Source organism: Neobacillus canaveralius, from assembly GCF_047237705.1.
Taxonomy (GTDB): Bacteria; Bacillota; Bacilli; order Bacillales; family Cytobacillaceae; genus Neobacillus; species Neobacillus niacini_K.
The window spans coordinates 2,881,157-2,901,470 of sequence record NZ_JBDFLL010000001.1; the positions used below are offsets into that span (position 1 = coordinate 2,881,157).

Consider the following 20,314-nt stretch of genomic DNA (forward strand, 5'->3'; position numbering starts at 1 on the left):
TTTATATAGATTAAATATTAAGAAGGGAAGAATTATTTTTATTAATAGAATTAAATAATCGTATTTTGGATCTTACCATTTCTTTTACAGCTTCTCTTCCTTGTCTTAAGAATAATCTAGAGTCTTGAATATCATCATGGCTATTAATTATTTTTCGTACTGCATTTGAAAAAGCGACTTGATTTTCTGTATTAACATTTATTTTTGATATGCCACATTCTATCGCTCTTTTAATATCTTGGTCTGGAACACCTGAACCCCCATGAAGAACTAAAGGGACTGGAATCGAATTTGAAATGTCTGAAATGACATCAAACCTTATGTTTGGTTCAATCTTATACATTCCGTGTGCTGTACCTACTGCAACGGCAAGGGCATCAACCCTTGTGTTATTCCAAAATTCGATTGCTTCATCAGAACTTGGCAATATGACATCCTTTTCATGAACATGTAGATTGTCTTCTGTTCCACCAATCGTACCTAATTCGGCTTCCACTGAAACCCCAACAGAATGTGCAGATTCCACAACCTTTTTTGTAAGAGATATATTTTCATCAAATGAATATTTAGATCCATCAATCATAACGGAGGAAAATCCAGCTCTGATACACTGCATGACAACCTCAAAACTACTGCCATGATCTAAATGTAAGGAAATAGGGATAGAACTATTTTTCGCAGCTGCCTCGGCTATGGCCATAACATAATCCATTCCCATATATTTTATGGTTGGTTCACCAACACCTAAAATGACAGGTGAATTTTCCTCAGTGGAAACCTCCACAATTGCCTGGGTAAATTCCATGTTGATTATATTAAACTGTGGTACTGCATATTTTTCCTTTTTAGCTTTTAAAAGCATATCAGTCATTGGTAAAAGTGTCATTTGGACAACTCCCTTATATTTTTATTAAGATAAATCTTTATTTTTTGTGAAAGGACTTCCTCTGTAAAACCGAATTCTTCTACTAAATCATCTCCAGGTGCAGAAGCTGCAAAGGTTTCAATTCCAATATTTATACCTTTTTCACCTTTAACCGAGTCCCATCCGTATGGAGCGGCTAGTTCAAGAATAACTCGATGAAGAACTTCAGAAGGTAGGATACTTTCCTTATATTCTTGATCTTGTTCATTGAATAATTCTAGTGAAGGCATACTTACAATTCGAATCGAATAGCCCTCATTTGAAAGGATATTACGTACTTTATCAGCGAGATATACTTCTGAGCCCGTCGCAATAATTATGGCATCGATTTCTTTCTTTGATTCAAATTTATAAACATAACCACCCCTCTTTACGTTTTGATAGAGATTTACAGGATTGGTAATGACAGGTAAATCTTGTCTAGAAAGAATAATGGCAGAAGGGCGATTGGTCTGTGAAAAGGCTGTTTTGTATACTTCAACCGTTTCGTTCGCATCTGCTGGCCTGAACACCAATAAATTGGGAATTAATCTTAATGCTGGGATATGCTCAATGGGCTGATGTGTAGGACCATCTTCACCGTAATGGATACTATCATGTGAATAGATATAGGTAACTGGTTGATTCATTAATGCAGACATCCTAATAGCAGGTCTCATATAATCTGAAAATACTAAAAAGGTGGCACCATATGGTTTTAATCCGCCATATAAGGATAGACCATTTAAGATCGAGCCCATTGCGAACTCTCGTACTCCGAAGTGTAAATTTTGTCCACCATAATTAACAGGACTAAAGTCGCCTTGATCAAATAAATAGGTTTTATTAGAAGAGGATAAATCTGCTGAACCACCTATAAGGCTTATGTTAGATTGAGCAAAGGCATTTAGTACTTTTTCAGAGGCTTCTCTTGTTGAAATGTAGGTATTTTCTTCAAAAATTGGTAGGATGGACTTTTCTATTTCAATTGGCTGTGAAAGAACGTTCTTTAATAGGTTTGACTCCTCTGGAAAATGGTGTTGATAATCCTGAAATACTGCTTTCCATTTTCTTTCCTTTTGTTCATTGTTATTGATATAGTCTTCAAAATGGTTCCTTACTCTGCTATCCACGAAAAACGGTTCATGATTCCATTGATAGTTCTCCTTTACTAATTCAATTTCATTTGTACCAAGAGGGGATCCATGACTTGCGGATTTTCCGCCTTTATTTGGACTTCCATAACCAATCATAGTTTTTACAACAATTAGGGAAGGTTTAGTTTCGTCTTTCTTTGCTTCAACTAATGCTCCTTCAATAGCATGTACATCGTTTCCATCTTCAACTGTAAGTACTTCCCACCCCATGCTCTTATATTTTTCTTCCACATTTTCTGTGAAAGAAAGGCTTGTACTGCCATCTAATGAGATATCATTTGAATCATATAGAACAATTAATTTCCCTAATTTTAGATGACCAGCTAAAGAGGATGCCTCTTGTGCAACACCTTCCATTAAGTCGCCATCTCCACAGATCGCGTAAGTATAATGATTGATTAACTCGAATGGATCCTTATTAAATTTTGTGGACATATATCTCTCGCCAATTGCCATTCCTACTGCCATTGAAAGGCCTTGCCCTAATGGACCTGTAGTGGCTTCCACACCGGCGGTATGACCATATTCTGGATGACCAGGTGTTTTGCTTTTCAACCTTCTAAACCGTTTTAAATCTTCTATAGATAAATTCATGTTGCTTAAATGTAGAAGACTATACAGCAGCATGGAGCCGTGTCCAGCAGAAAGTACAAAACGATCACGATTTATCCATTTTGGATTCTTTGGATTGTAATTCATGATTTTTGTCCATAAAACATAAGCCATTGGTGCAGCACCCATTGGCATTCCGGGATGTCCTGAATTGGCGTTCTCAACCGCATCGATTGCCAGCATTCGGATGTTTGTAATAGATAATTCATCGATAAATGAATAACTCATATAAGTCCTCCTAATTGTTAGAATTTACTTAATATTTATAATATTACAAATGGTAAGCGATTACAACAAAAAAGAAAAAAATAGAAAGTAAAAGTAAAAAATAGAAAATTATTCTTTACAAATTAAAGATAGTAAAATAAAATTAAGGAAAATTAAGAAAATTCTAAAAACAAGAAAGTGTGAAGGGTATGATAACAACTAAAAGAATAGATAGCCTCATGAAGTTTATTGAAGAGAAAAAAATGGTTAGTATAAATGAAATAGCTGAATTGTTAGATATTTCAGTTGTGACTGCCAGAAAGGATGTAGAGTATCTTGAAGAAATTACTCCTAATATTAAAAAGGTAAGAGGAGGAGCTGTATGGGAGGAAAATGAAAGCGGTACCAAAGAAAGTATTGGAAACATTTCGAAAGACTTCTTAAACAATCGTTTTCATAAACAAAGCAAAACGAATTTAAAAGAAAAAAGACAGATAGCCTTAAAAGCTTCTTCTTCGCTGAAAAGTGGTGATAGTATCCTGATTGATGCTGGGTCTACTTTATACGAGTTTGCGAAGAGTATTAATCCTAATTTAACGATTACAGCCTTCATTACAGCAATGAATATTGCAGAAGTATTAGAAGATAGGGAAAACATTACTAAAATAGTATTGGGAGGTGTGTTCAGATCTAAAACGACAACAATGGTCAGTTCTATGATGGAGCAAATGATTTCTTCTATTTATGTAGATAAGCTATTTATTGCCGCTACAGGTTTGTCCTACACACATGGATTTACCTGTAACGACATTTTAGAAGCAGATGTGAAAAAACAATTGCTTAAATCAGCAAAAGAAGTTTATTGGCTTGTTGATTCATCAAAGGTTGGGAAAATAAGTTCTTTTCATATTTCTCCTTTTGATTCATCACACACGATTATTACGGACGATAATCTCCAACCGGAAAATCAAAATGAACTGGAAAAATTGATGAATGTTATCATTGCATAATATCGACGGAAGGTGAAATATGAATATTTTTGTCGCACAATCTGGCGGTCCCACACCCGTTATTAATTCCACCCTATTTGGTGTCCTTGACCAATCACTAATCGTTGATGAGATAAAAAACGTCTATGCTTCTGTAGATGGACTAGAAGGTCTATTAAAAAATAACATTATCCTATTAAATGATAAAGTTGAACTCTTAAAAAAAGCAAAAGAACAGCCTGGAGCGATTTTAGGTGCGTCAAGGTTTGAACTTACAGATCTAGATTTCGAAAGAATTGTAGATAAATTACTGGAACTTTCTATTGATGTTTTTTGTTACATTGGTGGAAATGGCTCTTCAAGAACTGCAAATAAAGTTCATGAGATATGTAAATCACGAAATTTAGGAATTAATTGTATTTTTATTCCTAAAACCGTAGATAACGACATTTGTGGTACTGACCACACTCCAGGTTATTTAAGCGCAGCAAAATTCTTAATCCAATCATTAAATCAAATAGAAGCAGATATGCGATCGAATTCTTTTCCTCCACAAATTGAGATTATGGAAGTAATGGGAGGGAACGCAGGCTGGTTGATTGGGGCAAGTGCTGTAAGAAAAAAGCACAGGAATGACTTTCCTCAATTAGTTTATTTACCTGAGAGAGAAACCTCAATCGATGAAATATTATCAGATGTTGAATCGGTATTGAAAGAAAATACAAATATTTTAATAATGGTACCAGATCATATGAAACTAGCATCTTTTAATTCTGATATTACCACCCATAACCCAAGACAAAAGTACAACGGGGGCATAAGTTATCGACTAGCCCAAGAAATCCAGCAGCGATTTGAGATTAAAACAAGTATTACAATCCCAAACAAATTATATAGAAGTTCTATGTGCTTGGTTTCACATCAGGATTTACATGAAGCTGAAATAATTGGAAGGGAGGCAATAAGAGTTGCTTTAAGAGGGGAAAGCGGGAAGATGATTGGGATTGAAAGGTCTTCAAGTGCCCTATATGAATATAACTTAACTTGTGTTGATTTGTCTGAAATTTCTGGAAAGGAAAGGGTGTTACCCTCCGACTTTTGGGATTATTCCAATTTTATGCCGACAGATAAATTTAGAAACTATTTAAAGCCATTGTTAGAAAGAGAGATTAATTTGGAATCGGATTATTTAACTACTGAAAGTTTAAATTAGGATGGAGGATTTTATTTAGATGAAAAAATTCAAGTTGATCACATTATTTACAATTTTATTGTTATTGTTAGCAGCATGTGGACCACCTTCAACAGCCAATACATCAGAGGAAAATAATAATGATAGTGGATCTAAAACAAAGGATGGAAAAACACAAATTCATTGGCTTCAGCATTGGGTAAATGAGCAAGGACCAGATAAAATCAATGAAGTTAAAAAAGCATTTGAGGCAAAAAACCCAGATATTGAATTAATCATTGACGATCTTCCTTTCGCACAAGAACATGATAAAATTTTGTCTTTAGATTTGGCTGGTAATCCACCAGATATTATCACGGCATCCGGAGCATGGTTAACTGAATTTGCTGATGCAGGTATTATTGAACCAATTGATGAGCGATTTGCTTCATTACCAGAAGACATAAAAAAAGCAAACGAAGGGCCAATGGTGCTTCCATATAAAGGAAAACTTTATGGGATTCCTGTTACAAATGGAAATATCGCATTGTTCTATAATAAAAAGCTGCTTGAAGAAGCAGGTGTAGAAGTTCCTACTACATGGGACGAATTTATGGAGGCCTCTATTAAACTAACAGATCCAAGCAAAAATCGATACGCATTAACAGGGAATCTAGCAGCGGAACCTCCAACTGTCATAAGCTATGAGGTTATGCCCTTTATTTTACAGGCAGGTGGAAAGATATTAGATAACGGCAAAGCAGTATTTAATTCTCCAGAAGGTGTTAAAGCCTTAAACTATTTGAAGGATTTAATAGTAACAAATAAGGTGTCCACTCCAGGGGAATTAAGTGCAGGGGAAAAGGAAAAAAGAGCAAATTTCTCTTCTGGAAATGTTGCTTTCATGTTTGAGGGTCCATGGGGTGTAAACATTCAGAAAGGTTTAAATCCTGACTTAGATTTCGGTGTTGTACCTTTACCAAAAGGTGAAAAAACGGGTACAATCGCCCAAGGTTCTGTTTTAGCACTAAGTGCGAAGGGTAAGAATAAAGACGCTGCATGGAAGTTTATTGAATTCATGAGTAGTGCTGAAGGACAATTATTATGGGATAAAGCTACAGGTTTCTTCCCTTATAACAAAGACACTATGAATGATCCGTTCTTTAAAGAGGATCCATATTTGAAAGTATTTGTTGAGGAATTAGAAACCTTTGATCGTGTAGAAGTAATCGATCATTATTTACCAAATGCTGTTGATTTGAGAAAGCAATTCACCATTGAAATCCAAAACTTTATTACTGGTAAGAAGACTGCACAGGAAGCACTAGATGATGCAGCAGCTTACTGGAATGACGCTTTTGAAAAAAATAAATAAATGAATAAAATGTCAGAGGCTTATTTTGAGCCTCTGACATTATGGAGGAACACAATGAACAATAACCATGCGAGGAATGATCTTGTAGAGTATTTTAGAAAAGTTTCATTTATCCTACCAGCAATTACTTTACTGCTTTTGTTAACGGCATATCCTTTATATCAGGTTATTTTAATGAGCTTTTATGATTATACCGACAAGGCAAACCCAATATTTGCAGGCCTTAAAAACTACTCAGATTTTATTGTCGATCCCCTATTTTGGAATGCATTGGGGAACACGGTCGTTTTCACAATTGTTAGTGTTTTCTTTGGCCTCTCTATTGGTTTAATTTTTGCATTACTTTTAAATCAACAAATCAACACAAAATTTAGGGCTATTTTTCGGTCTGTATTAATGTTTCCTTGGTTAACGTCATCGACGGTTGTGGCCGCCATTTTCATGCTGCTATTCAATCCTTTTGGTTTAGTAAATAAATTTCTAAGTAGCTTAGGGTTAACTGAACTCTCCCAGACAGCGTGGTTAGGAAATGAAAATACAGCCCTACTAGCTGTAATTGTCGCGAATATATGGAGAGGTTTTCCTTTTATGATGTTAATGCTATTAGCTGGGTTACAAACCATTTCAAATGATTTATATGAAGCTGCTGATATTGATGGTGCTGGATTTTTTAAGAAATTATTCTATATTACGATCCCGCAACTTAAAAATATTATTTTTACTTTAGTAGTATTAGAGTTTATTTGGAATTTCAGATCATTTGATTTGGTTTTTCTTATGACCGGTGGGGGACCAATGAATAGCACAGAAGTCCTGTCTACATATATTTATCATCATGCATTTAGAACATTAGATTTTGGATATGCTTCTGCAACAGCTATCGTTATGCTACTGATTATGGTTGCGTTATCCTTTTTCTATTTGAAATCTTCAATTAAGAAGGAGGGGGAATAAATTGTTTAGGAAAAACAAATTTGGCGTTTATTTATCATTAATCGTACTTGGTAGTATTGCGATGATTCCAATTTTTTGGATGGTTAGCATTGCATTCCGAACAAATCCAGAAGTATTTGCTTCTCCTTTAAAATTATTACCCCCAACATTTACTTTAGATGCATTTAGAACGGTTTTTGAGAACAGGGATTTAATTCAATTATTCGTTAATAGTTATATTATTGCTTTATCGGTAACGTTTATTTGTATCATTGCTGCTGCGATGGCGGGTTATGGGTTCTCACGGTTTGATTTCAAAGGAAAAAGGTCAGCTTTAATTTACATTCTATTAACTCAGATGTTTCCTATGGTTCTTTTGGTTATCCCCTACTTTTTGTTCATTACACGAGTGGGTTTATATAATACCTATTTTGCCTTAATTTTGGCATACACTTCATTTGCACTACCATTTTCTATCATGATGATGAGAGATTTTATAAATACCATTCCGAAAGAATTAGATGAGGCAGCGAAAATAGATGGATGTGGTCCACTAAAATCATTTTTTTATATTATATTACCCCCATGTCTGCCAGGATTAATTGCTACTGGTGTCTATACTTTTATATTAGCTTGGAATGAATTTTTATTTGCCGTCATTCTAACCAATTCTATTGAGGTTAGACCACTAACGATTGGAATTGGAATGTTAATTGGTGAGTTTACAACAGAATGGAACGCCTTAATGGCCTTATCTTTTATGGCAAGCGCGCCACTCATTATTGTCTTTTTGTTTGTTCAAAAATATTTTCTTCAAGGACTTACTGCAGGGAGTGTTAAGTAAATTAATTAGAAGGAGGGTTTGTATGCCAAAAAAGTTTATATATAAATCTATTAAAACAGAATTACCATCGCTTGTTCGAGTGATGCCTGAGGAATCTGGTCTACAGTTTGTTGGTTTTGAGGCATGTAAAATTCAAAAAGGTGAAAAGATTAAGAGGGAAGCCAAGGAAAATGAAATTTGTGCTGTAATCTTAAGCGGAAAGGTGAAAATTAATACGAAGGATCTGACATTTGATGAAATCGGCAATCGATTGGATATTTTCGAAAAAATCCCCCCATATGCTGTTTATGTGACAAAAAATGATTTTTGTGAAATGGCAGCCCTAACTGAAGTGGTCGAAATTGCATTTTGTTCCTCACCTACAGAAGGAAGCTATCCAACGAGGTTAATTGAACCTGCGGATGTAGGAGTGATTGAAAGGGGAAAGGGAAATATGAAAAGATATGTTCATAATATCCTTCCCGAAGATAAGGAGGCAGATAGCCTCCTAGTAGTGGAGGTATTTACTCCTGAAGGAAATTGGTCCAGTTATCCCCCACACAAACATGATGTATTAAATTTACCTGAAGAGTCCTTGCTCGAAGAAACTTACTATCATCGGATGAAACCAGATAAGGGTTTTGCATTTCAAAGGGTATATACCGACGATCAAAGCATAGATGAAGCTCTTGCCATTAAAGATGGAGATGTAGTTGTCGTGCCAAAGGGATATCATCCTGTAGCTGCAAGCCCAGGACATGAACTATATTATCTAAATGTTATGGCCGGTCCTAAGCGCTTGTGGAGATTCCATAACGATAAAGACCTTGAATGGCTATTTAATAAATAATAGAAAATGGTGCAATTGAAAGATTTAATAAGTGGAGGTAGAGTGTATGGATTCACTAGTTTTTAAACAAGATCGTCCATTGGATTTAATCGCGATTGGTCGTTTATGTATTGACCTGAATGCGAATGAAACACAACGACCGATGGAAGAGACGAAAACATTTACAAAATATGTTGGTGGTTCCCCAGCGAATATAGCCATTGGGGTTTCGCGTCTTGGAATGAAGGCTGGTTTTATTGGAAAGGTATCTGACGATCAAATGGGACGTTTTATCCTTCAGTATTTAAAAGAAAATAATATTCAAGCTGATAATATTTTTACAGATAAAACAGGTGCCGTAACAGGTCTAGCTTTTACTGAGATTAAAAGCCCTACTGAGTGCAGCATTTTAATGTACCGTGATAATGTTGCAGACTTAAAACTTGATCCTCGAGAAGTTTCCGAGGAATATATTAAGCAATGTAAGACGTTATTAGTTTCAGGTACCGCATTAGCCAAGAGCCCCTCTAGAGAAGCCGTATTTTTAGCTTTAGAGTATGCTAGAAAACATGATGTAGTGGTTATATTTGATCTTGACTATCGACCTTACACATGGGAATCCGAAACGGATACTGCCATCTATTATCATTTAGCTGCAGAAAAGTGTGATGTCATAATCGGAACTCGTGAGGAGTTTGATATGATTGAAAAAATCAGGAATTTTGGCGATTCCGATAATCTAGCTACAGCACAAAGGTGGTTTTCATACTATGCAAAACTCGTTGTGATCAAACATGGCGGTGGAGGTTCTATCGCCTATACAAAAGATGGTGATCAATTCCAATGTGGAATTTTCAAGACCAATGTACTAAAAACATTTGGCGCAGGTGATTCCTATGCATCTGCCTTTATTTACGGATTAATGAATAGATTCAATGTTTTAGAGTCTATGAGGCTAGGAAGTGCTGCTGCTTCAATTGTTATTTCCAAGCACAGTTGTTCCGAAGCTATGCCAACTTTAGAAGAAATACAAGGTTTTATGGATACAGCAGACGAAGTATTAGCGACTGCAAACTAAAAATAATCTTAATAGGGAGAAATTTATTCATGACACAGACAACAGTCAAAGTTGTACAAAATTATATAAATGGTGTATGGATAGAGGCATCAACGACTAAGACAGAGCCTGTCTATAATCCAGCAACAGGAGAAATCATTGCGAACGTTCCACTATCCACAAATGAAGATGTGATAATGGCTGTAAAATCTGCTCAAGAAGCATTTCTAAGTTGGTCTCAAGTTCCTGTACCAAAACGAGCAAGAATTCTTTTTAAATACCAACAAATCCTGGTCGATCACTGGGATGAACTTGCAAAATTAATTACCATTGAAAATGGGAAAAGTTACAATGAGGCCCATGGAGAAGTTTTGCGTGGAATCGAGTGTGTTGAATTTGCGGCAGGGGCACCTACTCTAATGATGGGAAAACAACTTCCAAATATTGCAACAGACATTGAGTCTGGAATGTATCGATATCCAATAGGGATTGTGGGCGGAATCACTCCATTTAATTTCCCTATGATGGTACCATGCTGGATGTTCCCACTTGCAATCGCATGTGGTAATACCTTTATATTAAAGCCATCGGAACGAACTCCACTATTAGCAAATCGCCTTGCTGAGTTGTTTGAAGAGGCGGGATTACCAAAGGGAGTACTGAATATTGTGCATGGGGCACATGATGTTGTAAATGGATTACTAGAGGAAAAACAAATCAAAGCAATTTCATTTGTTGGTTCGCAGCCTGTTGCTGAATATGTTTATAAAAAAGGAACAGGAAATTTAAAACGTGTTCAAGCTTTAGCGGGTGCAAAGAACCATTCCATTGTTTTAAATGATGCCGATCTTGATCTTGCCGTTACGCAAATCACTTCTGCAGCTTTTGGTTCAGCAGGAGAAAGATGTATGGCTGCATCGGTAGTGACCGTTCAAGAGGAAGTGGCAGATGTATTCGTGAAAAAATTAAAAGATGCTGCAGACAATATAGTAATAGGTAATGGTCTAGCAAAAGATGTATTTTTGGGACCTGTAATTCGTGAAGGTCATAAAGAGCGTACGTTAAATTATATTTCTACAGGTGTTCAAGAAGGAGCTCAGCTTGTTCGTGACGGCAGGGAAGATGGTGCAGTAAATGGCGAAGGCTTCTTTGTAGGTCCTACGATCTTTGATGAGGTTACAGAAGAAATGAAAATATGGGAGGATGAAATTTTTGCTCCTGTTTTATCGGTTATCCGTGTAAAATCATTAATCGAAGCCATTGAAATTGCCAATAAATCTAGATTCGCAAATGGTGCCTGCATTTATACGAAAGATGGGGGAAGCGTTCGACAATTTCGGGAAACGATTGATTCAGGAATGTTAGGTGTTAACATGGGTGTGCCAGCACCTATGGCGTTTTTTCCATTTTCAGGATGGAAAGATTCTTTTTACGGGGATCTTCATGCAAATGGGACAGATGGTGTAGAGTTTTATACTAGAAAGAAAATGTTGACTGCACGGTGGTAGTCTTTGTAGAAATATGAAAAAGCTGGAACGAAATCGTTTCAGCTTTTTTTATGTTGTTGCAGGCTGTCTGGTTTAATTCGTATTTTTTTGTCAAAGATTCCAGTCTTTTTAGTTCCTTCGATTACAGTGTATTCATTCTTTTTATATGCAAACCAATACGCCATTCCAATAAAGAGTGCTCCGCCAACGGCATTTCCTAAGAAAACCGGAATAAAGTTACCTAAATAATCCATCCATGTGAGATGTCCAGCAAAAATCGCTGCTGGTATGACAAACATGTTGGCCACAACGTGTTGGAAACCGATCGCTACAAAAGCCATGGTTGGGAACCAAATCCCAGCGATTTTGCCCATCATATCTTCACTTCCATATGATAACCACACTGCTGCAGCCACAAGCCAGTTGCACCCGATACCTGAGACAAAAGCTTGAAGAAAGGTAGCATCTACCTTATGTTCAGCAATATGAACAGTGCTATCCAAATAGACGCCTGTTTCTGTTAATCCTACAATATGTCCAAAAAAGTAAGCAACGAAAATCGCACCTAGAAAATTACTTACTGTGATGAGAAACCAGTTTTTCACAACTTGCTTAGTGTTAATTTTATTTGCGAATTGTGCTAATGGAACGACCATCATATTTCCTGTGAGAAGTTCTCCGCCTGCTATTAATGTAAGGATGAGCCCAATCGGAAAGACAGAGGCACCTAAAATTGCGCTAAGTCCAGATAAACCTTCGGATAAGGGAGCAGTAACACGTATATAGAGCAGGAATCCTAATGAAATAAAAGCACCCGCCTGGAAACCTAATAAAATTGTTGTTAATAATGGATAACTAGTCTTTTTAATTCCATTTTTAATTGAAATTTCTAGTATTTGATCGGGCTTGTAAAATGACATGACTATTTTTCCTTCTTTCTTATTACTCTAATTGTGAAGTACATCACATATTATTAATTTCGACTTTATTTTAACGCAATAAGGCATAATAAGCTGTGAACATTTCATTAACTTTAAAAATAATTGAAGACTTGTCCACACCTTTCTATCCTCGGTGCGTAAGTTAGTATAATAAGGGTTTCAGAAAGGAGTGCAAATGAGGTGTCGAGGCTTAAAATAGCTATCATTACTCCAGGCGTTTATCCGATTCCTGGTAATAAATCTAGTTCTGTTGAGTTAGTTGTACAAAATACATCCAATCTTCTTCAGAAATATGTAGATGTGAACATATTTGGAAAGAAAACTAAAAACCAATCCTTTATCGAAAGACAAGGGAATTTAACGTATTATCGGTATCACTTTAATACCAAAACATATATAAAAAAAATAGTTGAGCAGCTGCAACAGGATAAGCCCGATATTATTCAAATTGAGAACCGCCCTAGATTTGTAAAATACATTCGTCAGGCAATACCAAATGTTAAAATTATCCTTAGCCTGCATTCAGTGACATTTATCTCTCCCCCATACATGAAAGATGAAATGCTGCCATATTATTTAGATCAGGCTAATGCAATCGTTGTAAATAGCCGTTTTTTAAGAAATCATTTAATAGAAAAAACTAATTGTAATACAAATAAAATATTTGTTAATTATTTAGGAGTCAATACGGATCAATTTAAACCCAAATGGCAGCTAGACAGTACCGCACCATTAGAGATCATAAAACAAGAACTAGGTGTTTCCAATAATAAAGTTCTGCTTTATGTAGGTAGATTGGTTGAAATTAAAGGGGTTCATTATATTTTAGAAGTTATGCCGGAGCTTATTAAAGCTGACCCTACTATTCGGTTGATAATTGCAGGTAGCCCAAGAGAACACAAGGTATATTCTGAACATTTAAGAAATCTCGCTGAAAGTGTAAAGGACCACGTTGTTTTTACTTCTTTTATACCGAATGATAAAATCCACGAATTGTTTCAAGTTTCAGATTTACTATTGGTTCCTTCCGCGCAAAATGAAGCTTTTGGACTTGTAAATCTAGAAGCTATGTCAACGGGTATTCCTGTCATTGCAACAAAATCCGGGGGTATGCCTGAAATCATTGATCATGGAAAAACAGGCTTATTAATAGACCCTTCTAATGTGAGTGAAGAATTGATCAAACACATTCCCGACTTACTTTCAAACCCCGGAAAGCTAGAGCAAATGGGCAAGGAAAGTGTTTTACGGGTAAGAAACTATTTTACCTGGCAGCATACTGTTGAAAGACTGTTAAAGCTTTACCGGAATTTGATAGAAGAGATAATATGAAGAAACAAAGTCACAGGCAGTGTTGGTCTGTGGCTTAATTATGCTTTTAAAGTAAACTTTTTTATTAATATAATAAAACCAAGAAACATCGAGTTGGTATTACACTCGATTATTTCTTGGTTTCATTCGAGATATTTTCACTTCTTTTGCCTCAATCACCTTTTTGTTTTGACATTTGTTCAGGATGTCTCCTGTAGTAATAAAGTACTTCTGGGAGGTTGTTCGCCTTAACACCATTATTAATACATTTTTGAAGAAATTCAAAATCTGCTTCCTTACCTAATTTTCTAGTAAAGCCGCCATGCTGGTCAAAAACTGATCCCCGGAAAAGGGTTGTCCCGTGGCAGATGCAATGTCCTCCACTTTGATAAACTTTATAAATTTCTTCATCGAATTTAATCCAGCTTACAGGACGACGTATGCCGAAAAATTTTCCGTTTTTGTAATTGTAGAATGAGGAAAATAGAGTTCCTACAAGCTCATATTGCGGGTTAGCGTTTAAATAGCTGACCTGTTTCTCAATCCTCTTTGAATGTGAAAGGTCATCTGAATCCTGAATAGCGATAAATTCACCCTTACTGAGGAACATCCCCAATGTTAAGGGACCTGCATATCCAACATTCCTCGGCAGTGATACCGCGATAATTCGATCTTTCATTTCTGGTCTTTTTTCTACAGCTTCCCTTTGAAACTCATAAAAAATCTCTAATGTTCTATCGGTGGAACAATCGTCTACTAAAATAATTTCTATATCCTGATAAGTTTGTGCCAATATACTTTCTAAACACTCTTTTATATATTTCTCCCTGTTATAACTAGTGATTATGATACTGACCAAATTCTTTTCTCTATTAATCAATTCGACCATCTCCATTTTTTCTGTCTTGCTTCTATGAGTTCTTATTGATATATATCAATGGTTTCTTGTAATCCTCTTTCCAGTGAATACCTAGGGACCCAGTGTAGTTCCGTTAAGGCTTTAGTATTATCCAATCTGCTTTGAGCAATATCACCTATTCGCTGTGGTTTAATGACTGGAGTCAAATTAGTGTTAACCTTGGTCAACATTAAAGTTAATAATTCATTAATTTTCGTTTCCGTATTGATACTGATATTAAATGTGTGATTACTTCCATTATAGAGTGCGCAATATATCCCATCTGCTACATCCTTTACATAGACAAAATCTCTTGTCTGCTCACCACCATAAATTATGGGAGGGATCTGTTCAAAAATAGAATTTAAGAATATTGAAATTACACCTGCTTCACCATGGGAGTTTTGCCCCGGTCCATATACATTGGCAAATCTTAAAATACTGTGGTTCAAACCAAAATGTTTAGCATATAACTTGATATATTGTTCTGAAGTCTGTTTCGAAAGGGAATAAAATGAGATGGGGTGTTGTGGATGATCTTCATCAATTGGGAGATATGCTGGTTCACCATATACCGCGGCTGATGATGCAAAAATAAACTTTTTAACATTATATTTCACGCAATTTTGAAGGAGATTAACGGTTCCAGCAATATTTGCTAGACAATCAGCTAAAGGGTTTTTCATAGAGACTGGTACGGATACCTGTGCTGCAAGATGAACGACGTAATCAGGCTTCTCCGTAGCAAATATGTTTTCAATTAATAAATCTTCAATGTCTGCCTCGTAAAATGTTGCAGATTTTGGGATTCGTTCTTTGATACCGCTTGATAAATTATCTACAATAACAACATCCATTTTTTCATTTAATAATTTTTCAACAAAATGAAGACCAATAAAACCGGCTCCCCCTGTAACTAATACCTTCATAATTTATTCACTGCCTATTCAGTAATTATTGTTTGTATCGGTGGTTTTTTTAAGAATGCAATATTATTATATTAAAACTCATCATTTTGGTTTGTGTGCATGTCATAACAAACGAATAATTTACGATGTCCAGCATTATTGGAAGCCTCTAAGGATAAAGGCATATTGTGAAATGGAACCTGTCCTGAAATTTTACATATTATAAAGAAATATATAAGGATGGGGGATTTAAAATAATTTCAATCATTACTTGTACAGTGAGAAAACATTTAATTAGTAATATCATTGAAAACTATACGAATCAATTATTTCAAGATAAGGAACTTATCATTATTTTAAATAAAGATGAGATGGATATTAACTTTATAAAGGGAAAAATTGGAGGCGTTAAGGGAATTACTATTTATCAGCTTCCCCAAGATTATTCACTAGGCGAATGTTTAAATTATGGTATAGGAAAAGCAAAATTTGATTTCATCGCCAAGTTTGATGATGACGATTATTATGGTCCAGAGTATTTAACTGAGGCAATGAATGTATTTAAAAAAACAAATGCTAATATCGTTGGTAAAGAAGAATTTTTTGTTTTTTTGAAAAGTATGAATGCGCTATTATTGCGAGGCCGCGGGCTTAGTAACAAATATGTCAAGCATGTTAGTGGAGCAACCTTGGTTTTTGAAAAGTCAATAATAGATAAAATTAAGTTTCCCAACTTGACATTGGGAGAAGATACTGAATTTCAAAAGAAATGCATTAAACATGGTTATAGAATCTATTCAACTAGCAAGTATAATTTTGCAGCGATAAGAGAAAATGATGTAAATGAACATACCTGGAAAGTTAGTGATAAAAGACTTATTGAACATGGAGAAATTGTTGCATATACAGATAACTTTAAAAGTACGGTTATTAGAAAATCAGATGAAATATAAAAATGCAGAGATTAAGGAATCTCTGCATTTTTATGGGGGTCAATCAACAGGTGGGCATTTAAATAAATCGGTTGGGTTATTACGTTTACCAAACTTATAAAGGATCGTCTCAACAATCCGTCTTGAGGCTTCACCATCTCCAAATGGATTTGAAGCTTGAGCCATTTTTTGATAAACCTGTGTATCTGTTAAAAGTTCATGAGCCATTGAAAAGATAGCTGTTTCGTTAGTTCCTGCTAACTTTAGTGTTCCGGCTTTAACTCCCTCGGGTCTTTCTGTTGTATCTCGAAGGACTAATACTGGAACACCTAACGAAGGAGCCTCTTCTTGGATGCCGCCGCTATCGGTTAATATTAAATACGATCGGGCTGCGAAATTTTGAAAGTCTATGACCCCTAAAGGTTGAGTCAAATGGATTCGTGTATGGCCGCCTAAAATATTTTTTGCATCTTCCTGTACTAAGGGATTTAAATGAACTGGAAAGACTACTTGAATATCCTTATGTTTATTAACCAATCTTTTTATTGCACGAAAAATATTACGCATAGGTTGGCCTAAATTTTCCCGTCTATGGGCTGTTACTAAAATAAGACGATCGTTTCCTATTTTCTCAAATATTTCATGAGAATAAGATGTTGTAACCGTTAACTTAAGTGCGTCAATAGCTGTATTACCTGTCACAAAAATAGATTCTCTGCTTTTATTTTCACGTAGTAAGTTGTTTTCAGCTTGCAATGTTGGGGCAAAGTGCAGGTCTGCCAAATTACCTGTTAATTGTCGGTTTATTTCTTCAGGATAAGGAGAATGTTTATTATAAGTGCGAAGGCCAGCCTCGACATGTCCAATTAATACTTGATTGTAAAAAGCCGCAAGACTTGCTGCAAAAGTTGTTGTTGTATCCCCATGGACTAATACGAGGTTGGGTTTTTCTATTTTAATGATTTCATCGATACCATTAAGAACTCGAGTAGTAATGCTGGAGAGTGATTGGCGGTCTGTCATAATATTTAAATCATAATTAGGTTTTATATCAAATACCCTAAGAACTTGATCAAGCATTTCCCGATGTTGTGCTGTTACTGCCACAATGGATTCTATTTTGTCTTTATATCGGTTTAATTCATGTATTACCGGAGCCATTTTAATTGCTTCTGGCCTCGTCCCAAAAATAGTTAGGACTTTAATTTTGTCTTTATCCATTTTTCACATCCTTTTTTCGACTTATTTGAATAATATGATGGTAAGTGATTGGTCGTGTATCAAAACAATAAAATTATTTTAATGAAATAAAAGCTTTATACAAACATAATTTGGATAAGCTCATACAATAATATGATAGTTAAATTGTTTGTTGGAAATTGTCTAAATGATTTTAAGAGAGTTATATAATGTATCAATCGTTTTCAAGGAGGATAAAAATGGAGATTGGAGTAGTTCTTCCAGTTTACAATCAGAAGCCACACTATATTGATGAATGTATTCAATCATTAGAATCCCAAAATTTTCGTGATTTTCAAATAGTCATTGTTATTGATGGTGCTAATCAGGAAACCGTTCAAGCTGTATATGAAGCAACTAAAATGTTAACCATTCCTTATGAAATTATTTTGCGAAATGAGAATAAAGGGATTGCGTATTCTTTAAATCAAGGATTCTCACATTTAAATGACTGTAGATTTTTAACTTGGGTTTCAAGTGATAATCGACATTATCCTGATTTTTTACAAACACTTTACGAACAATTGGTAAATGCATCTAAGGAGACAGTTTTAGTTTATTCACTTTTTAATCTTATTGATCAAAATGGAATAAATAGGGATAATGATGAAATTCGTCGAAATAAAATGGTAAATTTTATGTCACAGAATAAAGAAGAAATACTTCAACAAAACTTTATTGGAGCATCTTTTTTATTTAAACAATCTGCTTTTGTTAAAGCTGGAGGATACGATTCCATGTTCGAAAAGGTTGAAGATTACGAGTTTTGGATTCGACTTCTAAGAATTGGTGAAATTAAATTTATCCCTCATTTTTTGATGGAATACAGATTAAATGGGGAACATTCGTATACAACAATCACACCACGAGAAGACATAAAGATAAAAAGTACAGCGGCAAGTAATTATCATCGCTTAAAGCAAGGGGATACTCCTAAAGTTACTGTAATGATTAGCTTTTATAATGAGAGAAAATTTATTAGACAAGCAATCGGAAGTGTATTAAATCAAACGTTTAAAGATTTTCAATTAATATTAATTGATGATGGTTCTACAGATAATCCTTGGGAAGAGATTTTTAAATATAACGATTCAAGAATCATCCCACTTAAAATTGAAAATGGCGGGAAGGCAAGAGCATTAAACATAGGATTAGCATTTGCATTAGGGGAATATATTTTGGAACTTGATGGTGATGATTGGTTAGAACACGATACGCTTCAGACCATGGTAGAAGAAATGTCCAAACAACCGGACGATGTGGGTCTATGCTATGGGAATAGAAAGAAATGGATTCAAAGGAGATACAGTGCTGTACCAGGTCCTGTATACAAAGGGATGAATTATAAAAATAAATATGAAGTATTAACAGAAATGAAAACACACTGCCCTCGTTTGTATCGAAAAAGTGCACTCAATCACATTGGTGGATGGCCAATAAGTAAAGCTGAGGATTTTAAGATTATGTTAAAGCTGGCAGACCACTATAAATTTTATTGGATAGACAAAACGTTTTATAATCAGCGCCGTCATAAGAATAACATTACTTTATTACAACAAAAAGAAAATGAGCAACAAATAAAAGAAATGATAGAGGAAGTGCTTAAAGAATGGGGGGATATTTACAAACCGGAATTTATTGAAAAAAATGGTCTTATTGAAAAAGTGAATCTTTCTAAAAATAATAATAGATAAATATAAGGTCACCGCAAAAAAACACCTCTTTTAGATTTCTAAAAGGAGGTGTTTTGCATTTATCACATATCCAGCCCATAGTGCTTTTTATAGTATTCCTTAGCTTCCTGCAGTTTCTCAGGCTGACGAAGATTTGAGCTGGGAACTGCATTTGCTTTATGAATCGCAACAGCGTTTTTGCATACGATGGTTTCATTAATGCCCAAACTTTTGCAGATCAGAAAAAAGGCTGAGTCTTCTCGAACAAACAATTTTGGTATGATTACTTCTTTCTTTAATGCATCGCGGCAAAGGACTAAACAACCTAATGGACCCCAGTCAGTCACGCTGTACATTCCCGAGATAGTTTGATTTGCTCTCCTTTTCAAGGTATTACCTCTAAAATTCATCCTGGATCCTGCAATTTGAACTCTTCCGCGTGAATCTGTTACAACTCCCGTATAGATTGAGTGCTTAGGGTGATCCTCAATGCCCTTTATGATGGCTTCAAACCATCCTTCATGAATGAGCATATCATCATCGAGAGAAATAATAATATCAAATTTTTCTTTCATTTGTTCAAATAAAAAATGCCGACCCCCTCCACACCCAACCGGATTCTTGTCAATTTCTGCAAGGTCATTGAAGCAATGAAGAATGATTTCATTACTTTTCGACTCAGGTATGACGTTCTTAATCTCATCATAAAGCTGTGGTCCTGCATCATTATAAATATAAATCGCGAAGGGTTGCGGGATAAACTTAACTAGGCGATCTAAATTCTCAAGCAATACTTGTTTCCTAACTTTAACGGTTGTGATCATAATGCCAATTGACCTGTTTTGCATGATTTACTCCTTTCTTAATT

18 protein-coding genes are annotated in these 20,314 nt (G+C 35.3%); 11 read left to right on the plus strand and 7 right to left on the minus strand.

Features of this window, described 5'->3' with window-relative positions:
• Positions 1-10: 10 nt before the first annotated feature.
• Together fba and tkt are read right to left on the minus strand one after the other, a co-directional pair.
• Complete coding sequence (gene fba, locus ABC255_RS14500) at positions 11-886, minus strand: class II fructose-1,6-bisphosphate aldolase (RefSeq protein WP_412994490.1); 876 nt, start codon at positions 884-886, stop codon at positions 11-13.
• Entirely contained in the window at positions 883-2,901 is a 2,019-nt protein-coding gene (gene tkt, locus ABC255_RS14505) for a transketolase (RefSeq protein WP_412994492.1), read from the minus strand. The genes fba and tkt overlap by 4 nt, the downstream gene beginning before the upstream one ends.
• A gap of 188 nt (positions 2,902-3,089) precedes the next feature.
• Between tkt and ABC255_RS14510 the strand changes: the two genes are divergently transcribed.
• Genes ABC255_RS14510 through ABC255_RS14545 form a run of 8 tightly spaced genes read left to right on the plus strand, consistent with a single transcriptional unit; the run spans position 3,090 to position 11,565 of the window.
• A complete protein-coding gene (locus tag ABC255_RS14510) occupies positions 3,090-3,890 on the plus strand; it encodes a DeoR/GlpR family DNA-binding transcription regulator (RefSeq protein WP_412994493.1) in 801 nt (266 codons plus the stop codon).
• Positions 3,891-3,909: 19 nt separating this feature from the next.
• A complete protein-coding gene (locus ABC255_RS14515) occupies positions 3,910-5,082 on the plus strand; it encodes a diphosphate--fructose-6-phosphate 1-phosphotransferase (protein WP_412994494.1) in 1,173 nt (390 codons plus the stop codon).
• 19 nt (positions 5,083-5,101) lie between these two features.
• Positions 5,102-6,415 (plus strand): ABC transporter substrate-binding protein, encoded by a 1,314-nt coding sequence (locus ABC255_RS14520; RefSeq protein WP_412994496.1) that lies wholly within the window; start codon positions 5,102-5,104, stop codon positions 6,413-6,415.
• A 54-nt stretch (positions 6,416-6,469) separates the two neighbouring features.
• Positions 6,470-7,369, plus strand: coding sequence for a carbohydrate ABC transporter permease (locus ABC255_RS14525; RefSeq protein ID WP_412994498.1), 900 nt, complete (start codon positions 6,470-6,472; stop codon positions 7,367-7,369).
• Position 7,370: 1 nt separating this feature from the next.
• Positions 7,371-8,192 (plus strand): carbohydrate ABC transporter permease, encoded by an 822-nt coding sequence (locus tag ABC255_RS14530; protein ID WP_412994499.1) that lies wholly within the window; start codon positions 7,371-7,373, stop codon positions 8,190-8,192.
• Between the two features lie 22 nt (positions 8,193-8,214).
• Positions 8,215-9,021: a 5-deoxy-glucuronate isomerase gene (gene iolB / locus ABC255_RS14535; RefSeq protein WP_412994501.1), complete on the plus strand. Its 807-nt coding sequence runs from the start codon at positions 8,215-8,217 to the stop codon at positions 9,019-9,021.
• Between the two features lie 46 nt (positions 9,022-9,067).
• On the plus strand, positions 9,068-10,078 hold the full coding sequence (gene iolC, locus ABC255_RS14540; RefSeq protein ID WP_412994503.1) for a 5-dehydro-2-deoxygluconokinase: 1,011 nt from the start codon (positions 9,068-9,070) through the stop codon (positions 10,076-10,078).
• A gap of 29 nt (positions 10,079-10,107) precedes the next feature.
• Complete coding sequence (locus tag ABC255_RS14545) at positions 10,108-11,565, plus strand: CoA-acylating methylmalonate-semialdehyde dehydrogenase (protein WP_412994504.1); 1,458 nt, start codon at positions 10,108-10,110, stop codon at positions 11,563-11,565.
• Positions 11,566-11,603: 38 nt separating this feature from the next.
• On the opposite strand, the gene ABC255_RS14550 is transcribed toward ABC255_RS14545, so the two are convergent.
• Positions 11,604-12,464, minus strand: a complete 861-nt coding sequence (locus ABC255_RS14550) for a formate/nitrite transporter family protein (protein WP_412994505.1) — start codon at positions 12,462-12,464, stop codon at positions 11,604-11,606.
• Between the two features lie 201 nt (positions 12,465-12,665).
• On the opposite strand from ABC255_RS14550, the gene ABC255_RS14555 reads away from it, so the two are divergent.
• Complete coding sequence (locus ABC255_RS14555; RefSeq protein WP_412994507.1) at positions 12,666-13,817, plus strand: glycosyltransferase family 4 protein; 1,152 nt, start codon at positions 12,666-12,668, stop codon at positions 13,815-13,817.
• Positions 13,818-13,968: 151 nt separating this feature from the next.
• On the opposite strand, the gene ABC255_RS14560 is transcribed toward ABC255_RS14555, so the two are convergent.
• Together ABC255_RS14560 and ABC255_RS14565 are read right to left on the minus strand one after the other, a co-directional pair.
• Positions 13,969-14,676 (minus strand): glycosyltransferase family 2 protein, encoded by a 708-nt coding sequence (locus tag ABC255_RS14560; protein ID WP_412994509.1) that lies wholly within the window; start codon positions 14,674-14,676, stop codon positions 13,969-13,971.
• 41 nt (positions 14,677-14,717) lie between these two features.
• Positions 14,718-15,623, minus strand: a complete 906-nt coding sequence (locus ABC255_RS14565) for an NAD-dependent epimerase/dehydratase family protein (RefSeq protein WP_412994510.1) — start codon at positions 15,621-15,623, stop codon at positions 14,718-14,720.
• A 245-nt stretch (positions 15,624-15,868) separates the two neighbouring features.
• Between ABC255_RS14565 and ABC255_RS14570 the strand changes: the two genes are divergently transcribed.
• On the plus strand, positions 15,869-16,555 hold the full coding sequence (locus ABC255_RS14570) for a glycosyltransferase family 2 protein (RefSeq protein WP_412998562.1): 687 nt from the start codon (positions 15,869-15,871) through the stop codon (positions 16,553-16,555).
• 39 nt (positions 16,556-16,594) lie between these two features.
• Here ABC255_RS14570 and wecB read toward each other — a convergent pair whose 3' ends face one another.
• Entirely contained in the window at positions 16,595-17,755 is a 1,161-nt protein-coding gene (gene wecB, locus ABC255_RS14575; protein WP_412994512.1) for a non-hydrolyzing UDP-N-acetylglucosamine 2-epimerase, read from the minus strand.
• Between the two features lie 218 nt (positions 17,756-17,973).
• On the opposite strand from wecB, the gene ABC255_RS14580 reads away from it, so the two are divergent.
• Positions 17,974-19,467 carry a glycosyltransferase family 2 protein gene (locus ABC255_RS14580; protein ID WP_412994514.1) on the plus strand — a complete coding sequence of 498 codons (1,494 nt, stop codon included), beginning with the start codon at positions 17,974-17,976 and terminating at the stop codon, positions 19,465-19,467.
• Between the two features lie 62 nt (positions 19,468-19,529).
• Here the strand turns inward: ABC255_RS14580 and ABC255_RS14585 are convergent, their stop codons facing one another.
• Positions 19,530-20,294: a glycosyltransferase gene (locus ABC255_RS14585; protein WP_412994516.1), complete on the minus strand. Its 765-nt coding sequence runs from the start codon at positions 20,292-20,294 to the stop codon at positions 19,530-19,532.
• Between the last annotated feature and the right edge of the window lie 20 nt (positions 20,295-20,314).

What these genes read in the sequence shown, in the direction of transcription:
- ABC255_RS14525 (WP_412994498.1), top strand. Translation starts at nt 6,470, where the DNA reads ATGAACAATAACCATGCGAGGAATGATCTTGTAGAGTATTTTAGAAAA.
- tkt (WP_412994492.1), bottom strand. Translation starts at nt 2,901, where the DNA reads ATGAGTTATTCATTTATCGATGAATTATCTATTACAAACATCCGAATG.
- ABC255_RS14585 (WP_412994516.1), bottom strand. Translation starts at nt 20,294, where the DNA reads ATGCAAAACAGGTCAATTGGCATTATGATCACAACCGTTAAAGTTAGG.
- ABC255_RS14510 (WP_412994493.1), top strand. Translation starts at nt 3,090, where the DNA reads ATGATAACAACTAAAAGAATAGATAGCCTCATGAAGTTTATTGAAGAG.
- iolC (WP_412994503.1), top strand. Translation starts at nt 9,068, where the DNA reads ATGGATTCACTAGTTTTTAAACAAGATCGTCCATTGGATTTAATCGCG.
- ABC255_RS14580 (WP_412994514.1), top strand. Translation starts at nt 17,974, where the DNA reads ATGGAGATTGGAGTAGTTCTTCCAGTTTACAATCAGAAGCCACACTAT.
- ABC255_RS14545 (WP_412994504.1), top strand. Translation starts at nt 10,108, where the DNA reads ATGACACAGACAACAGTCAAAGTTGTACAAAATTATATAAATGGTGTA.
- wecB (WP_412994512.1), bottom strand. Translation starts at nt 17,755, where the DNA reads ATGGATAAAGACAAAATTAAAGTCCTAACTATTTTTGGGACGAGGCCA.
- ABC255_RS14565 (WP_412994510.1), bottom strand. Translation starts at nt 15,623, where the DNA reads ATGAAGGTATTAGTTACAGGGGGAGCCGGTTTTATTGGTCTTCATTTT.
- iolB (WP_412994501.1), top strand. Translation starts at nt 8,215, where the DNA reads ATGCCAAAAAAGTTTATATATAAATCTATTAAAACAGAATTACCATCG.
- ABC255_RS14520 (WP_412994496.1), top strand. Translation starts at nt 5,102, where the DNA reads ATGAAAAAATTCAAGTTGATCACATTATTTACAATTTTATTGTTATTG.
- fba (WP_412994490.1), bottom strand. Translation starts at nt 886, where the DNA reads ATGACACTTTTACCAATGACTGATATGCTTTTAAAAGCTAAAAAGGAA.
- ABC255_RS14550 (WP_412994505.1), bottom strand. Translation starts at nt 12,464, where the DNA reads ATGTCATTTTACAAGCCCGATCAAATACTAGAAATTTCAATTAAAAAT.
- ABC255_RS14515 (WP_412994494.1), top strand. Translation starts at nt 3,910, where the DNA reads ATGAATATTTTTGTCGCACAATCTGGCGGTCCCACACCCGTTATTAAT.